Below are 13261 nucleotides of genomic sequence, written 5' to 3' on the forward strand. Positions count from 1 at the left end.
GAGTTTATCTCCTACGGAGATAGATTCTATTCATGAAAAATTTTACAACGCTGAATGATGTTTTTTATTATGCGAAAAAAACCTATGGTTCTAAAGAGATGTTCTTTGCGAAGGATTCCTCTAAAAATTTCAAAGGACGTACCTTTTCTGACATCTTTCACGAAGCTGAAAATTTAGCCTTATCCTTGTTACAAATGGGATTACAGCCAGGAGACCGGATCGGGCTTATGGCAGACAACAGAACCGAATGGGCAATCGCTGACATTGCTACCTTGTTAAATGGTGCTGTGAATGTGCCACGTGGATCAGATTCTACTGCCCAAGAAATAGAATACATCTTAAGTCATTCTGAAAGTAAATATTGTTTCGTGGAACACGAAAAACTTTACGATTCCTTAAAACCAATATTGAACAATACAAAAGTGGAAAAGGTGATCATTTTAGATCCATCCTATATCGCAAAAGATTCGTTTGTTATTAATTTATCAACTTTGATCAAAGATGGAGAATCTCTCAGAAAAAACCTCCCATCTTTAGAACTTAGATCCAAACAAGTCAAACCAGATGATTTGTTTACGATCATTTACACATCGGGAACCACAGGCATGCCAAAAGGTGTTATGCTCAGCCATCAAAACATGGTTTATAATGTCGTTAAAGTGCCGCCAAGAGTAGGATTAAAATCAAATGATCGGACTCTATCAATCCTTCCAGTTTGGCATATTTTTGAACGTGCCATCGATTATGCAATCATCGCGGAAGGGGCATCGATTGCATATACGAACATCCGAGATCTAAGAGATGATTTCCAAAAAATCAAACCAACCTTTATGGCTTCTGCACCTAGACTTTGGGAAAATTTATATTTAGGAATCAAACAAAAGTTAGAAAAAGCTCCTGAGAATAAAAAGAAACTTTTTGATTTTGCATATGATATTTGTAAGAAGTTTAAAGATGGTCAAGATTACTTAGCTGGTAACAAATTATTAACAAAAGAAGAATCTCCATTTGAAAGAATGAAAAACACAACCATTTCAATTGGATACGTTTTGAATTTATTTTTACTAGCGAAAGTATTAGACGGACTCGTATTTTCAAAAATTAGAGATGTGTTAGGTGGTCATTTAACAGGAACTATTTCTGGTGGAGGTGCTTTACCTTCTCATGTTGATGAATTTTTTAACGTTATCGGCATTCCTGTGTATGAGGGTTATGGAATGACAGAATGTGCTCCTATTATCTCTGTCCGGTCCGTCGGGCATGTTGTCCAAGGTTCCGTTGGAAAATGGCCAGATGGCACTGCTGTCAGGATCGTCAACGAACAAGGTGAGTCGGTTCCAAGAGGGAAAATGGGTGTCATCCACGCCAAAGGTCCACAAGTCATGAAAGGGTATTACAAAAACGAAGAAGCTACTAAAAAAGCAATTGTTGATGGTTGGATGAATACCGGTGATTTGGGTTTTATTTCCTTTAATGATACCTTGTCAGTGCGAGGTCGTGTCAAAGATACCATTGTCCTTCTCGGTGGCGAAAATGTAGAACCCGTTCCAATCGAAAATCTACTTTTAGAAAATGCTTTGATCAACCAGGTGATTGTCGTGGGACAAGATCAAAAATCATTGACTGCACTGATTTGGCCCGATAAGGAAAGAATGAAAGAAGCAGGTCTACAATGGAAAGAAGGAGAAGATCTCAATCAAAACAAAGATATAAGAGCCTTTTACCAAAATATCGTCAAAAAACAAATCTCTTCTGAAAATGGATTCAAATCATTTGAAAAATTGTCAGACTTTCGATTTTTACCGAAAGCAATGGAAGTTGGTGATGAACTCACCAACCTATTCAAAATGAAACGTAATATCATCCACGACAAATACAAAGATTTGATCAAATCGATGTACAACTAAAGAGAGTTAACGATTTTTTCTGTTACCTCCCTTAAGTCTTTTGAAAGATTGGGGAGGTTTTGTATTTCTTCTAATTCACGTTTGGCGATATTTGGTAAATCTCCTTTTTGTTTGGAAGCTGCCGAAAATAACTTGGCAAGACCTGCAGCCACTTGTGGATTGATTCCATTCAATCGTTTGATCCTTTCTGCTATGATTTGGTATCCGATCCCAGTTTTATCATGAAAGGATAGAGGATTTCTTGCATAACTAAAGTACAATGATCTTACCTTATTGGGATTTTTTAGATTAAATTTAGGATGGAGTTCCAAGGTTTCCAATATTTTAGATTTGTTTTCTCCAAATCCAACTTGTGCAGCAAACCAACTATCTAGAACCAATGCATCGTGTTTCCAATGATCATAAAATAAAGTTACAACATTTTCTTTTGCCTTGGATTCAATTTCAATTAAATATCTTAAAGCTGATATTTCTTCACTCATATGTTTTGCTTCTCTTTGTTGAGCAATCGCAAGCCCTTCAAATTTGGAAGTTGGATCATGTAATAAATAATAAAGGGATGTATTTTTTAACCTACGTTTTCCAATCTCCTCCTTGGTTTGGATGGGAATCGTTTTACGATTTTCTTCATACAAATATTGAAATTCCTTTGAAAACTGAGCCGATATGGTTTTGATTGCATCCTTTCGATAAGTTTCTAATTTTAAATAATCATAACACTGTAACTGTTCACTCATTTGGCTTAATGAAGGGAAACTAAGAAAAAAACTAAAATAAGTTTTGTCCCAGTCTTTCTTAAAACAAGATCGAAGTGTATCGATTATAATTGAGAATCGTTCGGATTTCCCATTTTGGATCAAATCATCCATCCAAGAAAAAATTAAGTTTTGAAAGTTAAAAAACCTAGATACTCCATCTGGTTCATTTTCTGCCAAAATTTGGATTTCCTCAATTGGCATTGTTGATTCGAGTGATACAGGGCTCGATAAACCTCGAAATAAAGAAAGAATTGGTTTTGCATACGAAGGCCCGTACCCACACAACCTTATCTCATCTACTTTCCCTTCTTGGATTCGTTTTCCTTCTGATAGAATTTTGCCATCGGAACCAAAGGCTGCATAAGAATTCACAAAAATAAGAGGAAGTGCATCCGAATCTCGATCAGTAATCGTAAACACCCATTCTTTTGTAGTTTCATCGAAGTGATCTTTGACTTGGATTTTTGGTGTCCCGCTGCGGTGGTACCAATTTCTAAGTAGTGGGATTGGTTTACCGAAGGCTCTTTCCATTGAAGAAATAAATTCTTCGAACGTTACCCCTTGTCCGTCATAACGTGTTAGATAGTCGATTAGTCCTTTTTTGAAATTCTCTCTTCCTAAAATTTCAGATACCAAACGAATCACTTCTGCGCCTTTTTCGTATACAGTGACTGTATAAAAATTATTCATTTCAGTATATGATTTTGGCACAATAGGATGAGACATGGGACCTTGGTCTTCTGGGAATTGGTGTTCTTTTAAAAACAAAATATCTTTGATTCTTTTGACATCGGGATCCGTCATATCTTCTGTAAACCATTGGTCACGAAACACGGTGAGTCCTTCTTTGAGTGTTAAATTGAACCAATTTCGTAATGTTACACGATTGCCAGTCCAATTGTGAAAGTATTCATGACCAATGACTGCCATAATGGATTCAAAAGTTTCGTCTGTGGCAGATTTTTTATCAGCTAATACTAGTTTTGCATTAAATAGATTTAATCCTTTATTTTCCATTGCTCCCATATTAAAATCTTCAACAGCAACGATCATAAACAAATCCAAATCATATTCTAACCCAAACGTATCTTCATCCCATTTCATTGCTTTTTTTAGAGAATCAAAAGCAAAGTTAACTTTATTTTCATTCCCCTTTTCGACAAAAATTTTAAGTGTAACCTTCTTTGCCGATTTGGTAATAAATTCGTCATTTGTTTCGACTAATTCTCCAGCAACTAATGCAAATAAGTAAGTCGGTTTAGGAAAAGGATCTTCCCAATCCACTTCTTTTTTTCCATCGGGAAGGTTTCGTTCTGTGATAAAATTCCCATTTGATAACATAACAGGAAAGAAACTTGGGTCACCAGAAATGGTTACAAAAAAACGCATCATATTATCCGGTCGGTCGATTGAATATACAATCTTACGGAATCCTTCTGGTTCATTTTGAGTGCATAACATAGAACCTGACTTGTACAAACCTTCTAATGATGTATTTTTAGAAGGACAGATTCGGTTTTCAATTGTGAGATGAAAATTTGCACCAGGTGGATGGAAAACAACGAGTCCTAATTCGCTGATTTCATATTCGGATGGATCGGCTATCGTTCCATTCAGTCGCAAAGACAAAAATTCAAGATTTTCGCCATTCAAAAACAAAGGACCTAGGGATTCCCCATTTAATTTTACTTCATAGTCAGCTCTGACAACTGTGAGGTGAGGGTCTAAATCAAAACGTAAATGCACCTTTGGAGTGGACCAAAGGTTTGGGGAATAATCTTCTATTTTATGAACAGGAGAGGAAGAGGATGATGTCATCCTCCTTCTTTATTTGGTAGTCTTAGTAAGAAAAGTGAATTTTAGTTCTGTTTTTCTTTTCTTTTGTCCTCTGCAAATGTAACTTTTAGGTTTCGGCCATCGATTGGTTGGCCATTCATTTGTGCCACAGCTTCTTCCGCTTCACTTGGATCTGCGTAAGTAATGAATGCAAAGCCTCTAAAATTACCTGTTTCTCGGTCATGTATCATTTTCAAATCTTGGATCACTCCATACACTGAAAAAATTTGCCTGATATTCTCTTCCTTTAGGGAAAATTTTAGATTCCCCACATAAATTTTATTTGAAACCATTCCTGTCCTCTTAAAAAGAAATGCATGCCCCAAGATCCTTGGAACGGCTTGATTAGATAGAATTCGGAGAAATTGTCAACTGGAAATAATTCTTGCATAATCTGGAGTTTCAGATTCATTTGAGACGCTTCTTAGGTATCCCATTGAACGAAAAACCCTATATCCTATGCATAGACGATGAATTCTTTATTCTTTGGAACCTCAAGGAACAACTGAAGAAAGTATTCGGTTCAGGGTTTACCATAGAAACAGCAGAAAGTGCTGAAACTGCCAAAGAAATCATCAAAGAAATCGATAGCACAGGTGCTGATCTTTGTGTGGTGATCTGTGACCACGTGATGCCTGGCCAAAAAGGTGATGAGTTTCTCATCGAAATGCAGAGAACCCATCCACGTACCAAAAAAATCATGTTAACTGGGCAAGCTCCTGCCCAAGCCATAGGGAATGCACTTAACCACGGCTGTTTGTATCGGTACTTATCGAAGCCATGGGATGCTCATGACCTGGAGCTCACCATCAAACAGGCAATTGATGCCTATTTCCAAGAAAAATCGTTAGAAGAAAAAAACAAAGAATTAGCAGATTCACTTTATTTCCACCGAGACACAAAATACCCCAATTTTGAATCACTTGCCAAAGAACTTAAAAGCAAAAATTTATCAAATACCAACCAATCGATTTTACTCATCAAAATTGTCACGTTCCCAATCATCATCAAAACATTCGGAATTGAAGTGTACAGAAAAATATTTCGAAAAGTATTACAACTTCTCACAGTACATTTGCAAGCAGAACATAAAGTGTTTCATTTATACTCAGATGAAATTGCGATCTTGTCAAATTTGTCTGAAACTTCACTCGTCGATATCATTCGTAGTTTCCAAATGATGTTAAAGTCTGACGAATTTTACCTAGATGGAGTTGGTTTCCATTTGGACTGTCGCTATGCATCTGCGTCTGGCCAAGAAGATTGTTATTACAAAGCAAAACTTGCCCTCTTCCAAGCGGAAACACAAAACTCGATGGATTTTGTATCTTACACAGAAGATTTGTCTAACGACCACCATTTACAAAACTTCCAACTCAGTCAAAAAATCCATTCCGCCATCATTGAAAAAAAAATTGTGCCGTATTTCCAAGGAATCTTGGACAACAAAACAAAGGAAATCCAAAAGTTTGAATGTTTGGCACGTATTAAAGATAAAGAGACTATTTTAACACCCGATGTTTTCCTAAAACTTGCGAAAGTAACGGGGAGCATTCGTATGATCGGTTTACAAATGATCGATGAATCGATGCAGTATTTTACCAATTATCCATATGATTTTTCAATCAACTTAACGGAAGCAGAGTTGGAATATAAAAGTTTTAGTAAATGGGTGGAATCACGCCTCGCCCAATACAAAATTGATCCTACACGAGTTACTTTTGAAATCTTAGAAGATATCAGTTTTTCGGAACACAAACATAGTTTGTCTACAATCAAAGACTTAAAATCAATTGGATGCCAAATTGCAATCGATGATTTTGGTGTTCAATATTCCAATTTAGCTCGATTGTTAGAATTTAATCCAGATTATCTCAAAATCGATGGTAAATTTATAAAAATCTTACCTGAAAACAAAACTGCTTATTTATTAGTGCAAGGGATCGTGGAACTTGCGCGTGGAATTGGTGCCAAAGTTGTAGCTGAGTTTGTTGACCGTCCCGCCATACAAGACTTAGTGGAATCTTTAGGGATTGAATATTCTCAAGGGTTTTTATTTATGAAACCTTCTGCCTCCATTCCTGAAATATCTGAATTAAAATTATAATGGCGTTACAATCTTCTCTAATACAAAATAAAATTAATTCCTCTGTCTTTACAAAATTCTATTTTTTTCACTCGAATGTTTCTAAATTTTCATTCAAATTGCGAACTCAAGAATCGAATTCAAATTTAGGAAAATCTTTTCCATTTTTTATGGTGTCAGTCTCATATTTCAAAACAGTTTTATAAATCATTTAACAGAAGAAAAAAAAAGAAGGATAGTTCAATGGAGAAACAATTACGTTGGAAGGATCATAAATCAAAGAATCTCCGGCTTGTAAAGTTTATACTCATCGGATCAGAACTGATCACACTTGTTATCCTTGGGTTTATTTATTCTATGACGGAATTCCAAGAAGTGGATTTTATCTCATTTGTCATAGTAGGCATTTTTTTACTTTTTTTCTTTGGACTACCACATGTGATTTTGGCCTTAACGATTAGACCCAAGGAAACAGTTTTTGACTTAGAAACAAAAACCATCCGTTGGTTTGATGGAAAAAAAGAAATCAGATCTATACCGTTTCGAAACATTGAAAACATTTCGTATTCAGATTATTCTTATACAGTGAAAACTAAAAATGGTTCTAGGACAGTGACAGTTTATACTGTTGTTGGAAAAGCGGGAGATGAAAAAATCCAACTCATTGAGGCAACTGATTATTCAAAATTACGATTTGATGGCGAAGTAATTTGCAAACAACTACAAATCCCACTCATCAATACCGATGGTTCTTCCATTCCATTTGCAGATTTAGATTTGCCTATCCACAAACGTAAACTCCCAAATTCTATCATAGAAAAGGATATCGTCTTTTCACCAAATTCAAAATTATCTGAAGTAAAATCGAATGAGGGAATCACACTCAAATCAAATTACAATCCTTACATCATTAAAATTGTGGTTTTTTGTGTTAGTTTCGCTCTTTCACTTATCATCCATTTTGCGATTGGAGATGTTTTTGAACTTTCCGCTACCTATTGGACAAGTTTTCCACCGACAATTTCACAATTGGTTTTTTTAGGAATTGGTTTAGGAATTGGATTTTTTCCATTTATGTATGTATTATACCAAGAAAGTCGTTTAAAAGAAATTACGATCACTAAAACGACAATCGGATGGTATGGCAAAGAATATGTTTTTGAGGATTGGGAAGATTTGATCCAAATGGAAAATCGTTTGTGTTTGGTAAACGATGAGAAACTAATTCCTTTTTCTTTATTTTATTTCTGTGAATTAACGGATGTTAACAACGTAAGGCATTGGATTCTAAAAAACTTATTTGAGATATCAGGTGGGGATCTAAATCTGTCTCGTTTTGAATAAAAGAAAAAATTGATTCCCAAAGGAAAAATTATCCCTTTGGGATGGTTACTTAGGGAGTTGAGATCACTTGCTAGGAAGTGCTGTTGGGTCTTTTTTCTTTTTGTCCTTTGACAACATACCCTTAATTTTTTCTTGGGTTTCCGGGTCTTGGAGTTTTTCCTTTCCCATTTGGATGGCTTTTTGGCCTTCTTCTGAATTTGCTTTTTCGATTAATTTGTCCATAAGGCCTGGCTCATTAGAACCTGCCTCTTTTGATTCTGAACTTGCACAGGAGAGTGCGAATAGTAGTGTGAGTAGAAACAATATACTTTTTTTCATCTGGTTTTACCGTAAGTAAAGAAAGACTCTCAATTCAAACCTTTCGTCAATGGAAAAACAAAATCGTTTGTAGAAAAGAGACCCAATTGTAAAACCAATCCAATTATAACCAAAATAGGATAGGTATTGGAATGAACCAAACTTCCCTAGACCAAGATGCAGAGCAGCTAAAGGCTCTCGGCTTAAAATCAGAATTTGAAAGGAGTATGAGTTTTTGGGAAAATTTTTCCTTAGGATTTACATATCTCTCCCCTGTTGTCGGTGTATATTCCGTATTTGCACTAGCCATCCAAGCAGGTGGTCCACCAATGATTTGGAATTATCTCCTCGTTGGACTTGGACAATTTTTAGTATGTTTGGTTTTTGGTGAAGTAGTCTCACAGTATCCAATTTCCGGTGGAATTTATCCATGGTCTCTCCGTCTTGTGGGAGAACGATTCGCTTGGATGTCAGCATGGGTTTATGCATGGGCACTTTTTACCTCGGTCGCCGCAGTGGCGGTGGGTGGAGCCCCATTTTTAAATAACTTACTTGGAATTGAACTCGGAAACACAGGATTTATTTGGATCGCTATTGGAATGATATTCATTTCCACCTTACTAAACTTAAGTGGAACAAAACTGCTGGCTCAAGTTGCTTTCTTCGGTTTTTTTTGCGAATTGGTTGGTGCAATCCTTGTGGGAGGTTATCTTTTATTTTTTGCAAAAGTGAATTCCATTTCTATCTTATGGAATACATTTTCATTTGGTGATGGGATGAGTTATTTTCCAGCATTTCTTGCTTCTTCTGTTGCGGCGATGTTTTGTTATTATGGATTTGAAGCATGCGGTGATGTTGCTGAAGAAACGCCAAATGCGAGTTCTGCGATTCCGAAATCTATGCGTATGACAATATATATCGGCGGTGGTGCCGCTATTTTTATTTGTTTAGCACTATTATTGTCCTTACCGAATGTAGAAAAGGCGATTTCAGGGGAAGACGCAGACCCAGTTACCACTACTTTAACAACGGCAATGGGTGTGAGCGGTTACCGTATGGTAATAGTTGTTGTGATGATTTCTTTTTTGTCATGTTTACTCAGTTTACAAGCAGCTGCAAGTCGGCTCCTATTCTCTTTTGCGCGAGATGGAATGATATTTGGAAGCCAGTATTTAAACCACCTTTCTAAAAAAGGAAAAGTACCGACAAAAGCTCTCATCGTCACAGGGATCATTCCAATTGTCATTACAAGTATTGGTCACTGGTTACAAGACACTGTCACAACTATCATCAGTTTTGCCTCGTGTGGAATTTATGTAGCCTTCCAAATGGTCGTATTTGGAGCATTATATGCAAGACTTCGTGGTTGGAAACCCAATGGAACTTTCTCATTAGGAAAGTATGGACTAATCATCAATGTTTTAGCTTTCATATATGGCCTTATCGCAGTTTCCAATATGGTGTGGCCTAGATCACCTGAGGAACCTTGGTTTATCAATTATGGAATGATTTTTACTTCTCTGGTTGTCGTCACTACGGGTCTCATTTACCTCATGATTGCAAAACCACATTTGAGAAAAAAATATGCGAAAAACTTAAGTTAAATCTAAATTTGTATGGGAGAACAGTCATTCAAACCCTCTCCCATACCATCCACTCACCAAATTCCAATTCCTTTTTCAATAAAACTTTAAAACCAGGAAGCGTACTTCCACCAAATCCATGATAGGTGATAATCTTTGTTCCAATTTTACAATTTAAAAAATGATTTTTTAATAATTGCAGATTCTGTATGAATAGGATAGCCGATTTATCTTTTGAACCATCGATGGAATGGGATGCTTTCATTGTTTCGTATAAAGGATTAAAGCAGTAATAATGTGAATATCCATATGGAAATTCTTTTAAAAAATTCCCATGTTCAAATTTAACTTTTTTGAAATTCCATTTTTCTCGCAGTGAATCCGCAATTTGGAAAAGTTCTTTACGATCTTCGATTCCAAGAATTGGAAATTGATGTTCTGAAACTCTAGCTAAATTGAGACAAAATTTACCAACACCAGAACCCAAATCAACAACGGAAGATACCTTTTCTTCTCGTAGATATTCCCAAGTAGACAATACCACAGAGATTGGTGTCCACTGGTATGGAGATAAAGTTTGGTATTTAACTGGAAGGAATTTATCCCAAATTTGGTCTGTCATAGGTTCCCCTACACCCAAACTCGTTTTTGCTTTTAAAAATAGGTTTCGCATTTCATGAACTTATGTTATAAATTGCCCCTATGGACCAAAAAATACAGTACTTAAACCAAATGATAGAAATCATCGACACAAAAGTATCGATCTTTAAAAAAAATAAGTCCAAACTCCCCCAAGCTGCTTACCAAGCAGAAAAACAAGTTCTAACACGAACCATTCAAGACACGATCCAATTGGCAGAAGAAATCAAACCAGTTCCTTTTTCACTCATCAATGATTTGAAAACGCTGATCAAACAATTGTAGATGGACCCAATTTCGTCTAAACTGTTGTGAACGAAATCAAAGGAATCATATCATCAACTCCCATCGTAGTCGGTTCTGGGATCACAGGTGCTGCTGTCACCATGATGAAACCTGAAATTCGAATATTTGACAAAGCAAGAAAACCTGGAGGTAGAGTTTCGACAAAAGAGATCTTTGATGGAGAGGTTCGTTTTGATATTGGGGCAACAATGTTTCGTTATAAAATGGACGTACAATGGTCTGGAAAACTATCAAATTACAATTTGTTTGAAATTTGGGAAACAAACGGTGTGAGAATAGATACAAAACCGATTTATGATGAGCACCATCATTATCCAGTTTCAGGAATGGAATCAATCGCCAAATCAATGCTAAAGGATCATCCAGTTCACCAAAGTATGACCTTAAAGTCCATACATGAAACTCAAAACAACATATGGAATTGTGAATTTTATTCCAACCAAGATAAACGTTCGGAATTCATGACATCCGAACAATTGATTTTAACACTTCCCATCCCACAAATATTAGATATATTTTCTAACTCACAGGAAAATCCAAAATTTGAACGATGGAATCAATTTTTAAAGCCTTATAATGATTACCGAAAAACGCTTGTTTGTCTATGTTCTTGGAAAAATTGGACTCCCAATATAAATTCAAATGGATACAAACCAAACGAAAAAATACCTCTTAGTACATTATTAAAAAGGGGAGAAGATTGGGAATATATGAGTTGGGAACATATCAAGTATCCTAATCCTTCCTTAAAAGGTGCAAACCTACTTGTACAATTTTCAGCAATGTTTTCAGAAACTCATTTTGAATATTGGATGGATACTTCTAAAAAACCAACTCCCGAATACAAAGAAATGTTAGTTGATGGATTGTTTGAAATATGGAATTCACCACCTCCTGATGAAATCTGGAATCATCGGTGGAAATATGCACAAGCACAAATGCCACTGCTTGGAAAAGAAGGAGCACTTTTGTTAGATTCTGAAGAATTTCTGGAATGGAAAAATCTCTGTAAAGAGACTGGGATTATGATACTCGGTGATTGGTTATTTGGATCAAAAATTGAGAGAATTATTGGAGGTGTTCACTTTTTAATCCATAATCAAATTTTATGATTCCTCTTTCCCTAATATTTCGCGGAATACATTCACTCGCCTTCTGTTCGCAAAAATATCCCAGAGCCCAAGGATTGACTGGGAACGGACCTGGGCTTCCTTTTTGTCATTTGGGAAAAAAATCTCCACTCGGTCAGGAAACCGAAACACCTTTGTAAAAAATATAATTCGAATATACTCCCCTTCCTTCTCTTCACTTATATAGATATTTTCCGATTGGTGGAAGTAATCTGATATTCTTTTGAAAGCCACTTCTTTGGAAGTTGTATATTCTATCGGATCAACTTTGTGGATAAAATTGTATTTCATACTTTGGCTTGAAACACAGTTAGGTGAGGGAGGGCAACCTCTTAGTTCGCCGTCATCCACACCGGAGAACGGACTTAAAACACTCATACAACAGATAAAAAATACACCGAGAGCTGCTTCCATAGTTCCATAAAAACATACCGACTTTTTTTTACTTGCAGATTTTCTTTTTCTTTGTAATTTCCTTATCTCATGAAACGGATCCTCAAACTCACTTCTTTCATTTTGCTATTTAGTATCATCCTACTCCTTGGTATCGCTTATTATTTCTCAGGACTTGTCTTGTATCCAAAGGTTCGATGTAACCCTGACCACCATGTGTTTTGCCAAGGTCCAAAAGAACTCGGATTGAATTTTGAAGAGGTTACAATCACAACGGAAGACAAATTGAACCTTGTTAGTTACTGGATCCCCGCCAAACAATCGAAAGGTACTATCTTAATGGTACATGGACATGGTGGCCAAAGAAACGAAGGTTTAAGGTTTGCGACTAGTTTAAACAAAGTTGGTTTTAACCTATTACTTTTAAGCCTAAGGAGGAATCATGGAGGCTACGCAACCATGGGAGGATTGGAACAAAAAGATGTAGATGCGGCACTTCAATTCCTAAAAGCAAAAGGTGAAACCAAAATTGGAATCTTTGGCTTTTCGATGGGTTCTGCGACAAGTATCATTGCAATGGCCAATCATCCTGAAATCAAAGCTGGTCTTTTCAGTAGTGGTTATGGAAGCGCAATGGATGTTCTAATCGAGTCGGCAAAACGTGATTTTGGAATTCCTTATTATCCCCTCTTACCAGTTGTAAAATGGGTATTAGACTATCGCAGTGGAATTGATATGGATACGGTTCGGCCTATTGACCACATAACAAACATTCACCCTAGACCCATCGCAATTTTCCATTGTAAGATGGATGACTATGTAAACTACCATCATGCAGAAGATTTGTTTGCTGCGGCAAAAGAACCAAAAAGCCTATGGGCACCTGAATGTAATCGTCATGAGCGAATTTGGAATTTTAACCCGAAGGAAGCAGAAGAAAGATCAGTGAGTTTCTTTATAACATATTTAAAATAAGTGAAAA

12 protein-coding genes are annotated in these 13261 nt (G+C 36.3%); 7 read left to right on the top strand and 5 right to left on the bottom strand.

Annotation, left to right across the window (positions count from 1 at the left end):
* Nucleotides 1–32: 32 nt before the first annotated feature.
* Nucleotides 33–1907: an AMP-dependent synthetase/ligase gene (locus EHQ43_RS13630; RefSeq protein WP_135742151.1), complete on the top strand. Its 1875-nt coding sequence runs from the start codon at nt 33–35 to the stop codon at nt 1905–1907.
* Here the strand turns inward: EHQ43_RS13630 and pepN are convergent.
* Together pepN and EHQ43_RS13640 are read right to left on the bottom strand one after the other, a co-directional pair.
* Entirely contained in the window at nt 1904–4483 is a 2580-nt protein-coding gene (gene pepN, locus EHQ43_RS13635; RefSeq protein ID WP_135771485.1) for an aminopeptidase N, read from the bottom strand. The two genes, EHQ43_RS13630 and pepN, sit on opposite strands and share 4 nt — an antisense overlap.
* A gap of 41 nt (nt 4484–4524) precedes the next feature.
* A complete protein-coding gene (locus EHQ43_RS13640; protein WP_135742153.1) occupies nt 4525–4794 on the bottom strand; it encodes an RNA recognition motif domain-containing protein in 270 nt (89 codons plus the stop codon).
* A 143-nt stretch (nt 4795–4937) separates the two neighbouring features.
* Between EHQ43_RS13640 and EHQ43_RS13645 the strand changes: the two genes are divergently transcribed.
* Both EHQ43_RS13645 and EHQ43_RS13650 read left to right on the top strand, forming a co-directional pair.
* The gene (locus tag EHQ43_RS13645; RefSeq protein WP_135742154.1) at nt 4938–6608 is read left to right on the top strand and encodes an EAL domain-containing response regulator; all 1671 of its coding nucleotides are present in this window, start codon (nt 4938–4940) and stop codon (nt 6606–6608) included.
* A 222-nt stretch (nt 6609–6830) separates the two neighbouring features.
* Nucleotides 6831–7931 carry a hypothetical protein gene (locus tag EHQ43_RS13650; RefSeq protein WP_135771486.1) on the top strand — a complete coding sequence of 367 codons (1101 nt, stop codon included), beginning with the start codon at nt 6831–6833 and terminating at the stop codon, nt 7929–7931.
* A gap of 63 nt (nt 7932–7994) precedes the next feature.
* On the opposite strand, the gene EHQ43_RS13655 is transcribed toward EHQ43_RS13650, so the two are convergent.
* Nucleotides 7995–8249, bottom strand: coding sequence for a hypothetical protein (locus tag EHQ43_RS13655; RefSeq protein ID WP_135742156.1), 255 nt, complete (start codon nt 8247–8249; stop codon nt 7995–7997).
* A 131-nt stretch (nt 8250–8380) separates the two neighbouring features.
* Between EHQ43_RS13655 and EHQ43_RS13660 the strand changes: the two genes are divergently transcribed.
* A complete protein-coding gene (locus EHQ43_RS13660; protein WP_135742157.1) occupies nt 8381–9832 on the top strand; it encodes an APC family permease in 1452 nt (483 codons plus the stop codon).
* 28 nt (nt 9833–9860) lie between these two features.
* Here the strand turns inward: EHQ43_RS13660 and EHQ43_RS13665 are convergent, their stop codons facing one another.
* The gene (locus EHQ43_RS13665) at nt 9861–10433 is read right to left on the bottom strand and encodes a methyltransferase domain-containing protein (RefSeq protein WP_244242810.1); all 573 of its coding nucleotides are present in this window, start codon (nt 10431–10433) and stop codon (nt 9861–9863) included.
* 80 nt (nt 10434–10513) lie between these two features.
* On the opposite strand from EHQ43_RS13665, the gene EHQ43_RS13670 reads away from it, so the two are divergent.
* Entirely contained in the window at nt 10514–10735 is a 222-nt protein-coding gene (locus EHQ43_RS13670; RefSeq protein WP_135742159.1) for a hypothetical protein, read from the top strand.
* 26 nt (nt 10736–10761) lie between these two features.
* Nucleotides 10762–11868 carry an NAD(P)-binding protein gene (locus tag EHQ43_RS13675; protein ID WP_244242811.1) on the top strand — a complete coding sequence of 369 codons (1107 nt, stop codon included), beginning with the start codon at nt 10762–10764 and terminating at the stop codon, nt 11866–11868.
* Here the strand turns inward: EHQ43_RS13675 and EHQ43_RS13680 are convergent.
* Nucleotides 11863–12300 carry a DUF1499 domain-containing protein gene (locus EHQ43_RS13680; RefSeq protein ID WP_135771488.1) on the bottom strand — a complete coding sequence of 146 codons (438 nt, stop codon included), beginning with the start codon at nt 12298–12300 and terminating at the stop codon, nt 11863–11865. The two genes, EHQ43_RS13675 and EHQ43_RS13680, sit on opposite strands and share 6 nt — an antisense overlap.
* A 69-nt stretch (nt 12301–12369) precedes the next feature.
* Here EHQ43_RS13680 and EHQ43_RS13685 point away from each other — a divergent pair, with 69 nt between their 5' ends.
* The gene (locus EHQ43_RS13685; RefSeq protein ID WP_135771489.1) at nt 12370–13254 is read left to right on the top strand and encodes an alpha/beta hydrolase; all 885 of its coding nucleotides are present in this window, start codon (nt 12370–12372) and stop codon (nt 13252–13254) included.
* The last annotated feature ends 7 nt before the right edge of the window (nt 13255–13261 follow it).

The organism is Leptospira bouyouniensis, from assembly GCF_004769525.1.
GTDB classification, from domain to species: Bacteria; Spirochaetota; Leptospiria; order Leptospirales; family Leptospiraceae; genus Leptospira_A; species Leptospira_A bouyouniensis.

Excerpts from the sequence above, each read along its gene's own strand:
- EHQ43_RS13630 (WP_135742151.1), top strand. The coding sequence starts at position 33 with ATGAAAAATTTTACAACGCTGAATGATGTTTTTTATTATGCGAAAAAA.
- pepN (WP_135771485.1), bottom strand. The coding sequence starts at position 4,483 with ATGACATCATCCTCTTCCTCTCCTGTTCATAAAATAGAAGATTATTCC.
- EHQ43_RS13640 (WP_135742153.1), bottom strand. The coding sequence starts at position 4,794 with ATGGTTTCAAATAAAATTTATGTGGGGAATCTAAAATTTTCCCTAAAG.
- EHQ43_RS13650 (WP_135771486.1), top strand. The coding sequence starts at position 6,831 with ATGGAGAAACAATTACGTTGGAAGGATCATAAATCAAAGAATCTCCGG.
- EHQ43_RS13655 (WP_135742156.1), bottom strand. The coding sequence starts at position 8,249 with ATGAAAAAAAGTATATTGTTTCTACTCACACTACTATTCGCACTCTCC.
- EHQ43_RS13660 (WP_135742157.1), top strand. The coding sequence starts at position 8,381 with ATGAACCAAACTTCCCTAGACCAAGATGCAGAGCAGCTAAAGGCTCTC.
- EHQ43_RS13665 (WP_244242810.1), bottom strand. The coding sequence starts at position 10,433 with ATGACAGACCAAATTTGGGATAAATTCCTTCCAGTTAAATACCAAACT.
- EHQ43_RS13670 (WP_135742159.1), top strand. The coding sequence starts at position 10,514 with ATGGACCAAAAAATACAGTACTTAAACCAAATGATAGAAATCATCGAC.
- EHQ43_RS13680 (WP_135771488.1), bottom strand. The coding sequence starts at position 12,300 with ATGGAAGCAGCTCTCGGTGTATTTTTTATCTGTTGTATGAGTGTTTTA.
- EHQ43_RS13685 (WP_135771489.1), top strand. The coding sequence starts at position 12,370 with ATGAAACGGATCCTCAAACTCACTTCTTTCATTTTGCTATTTAGTATC.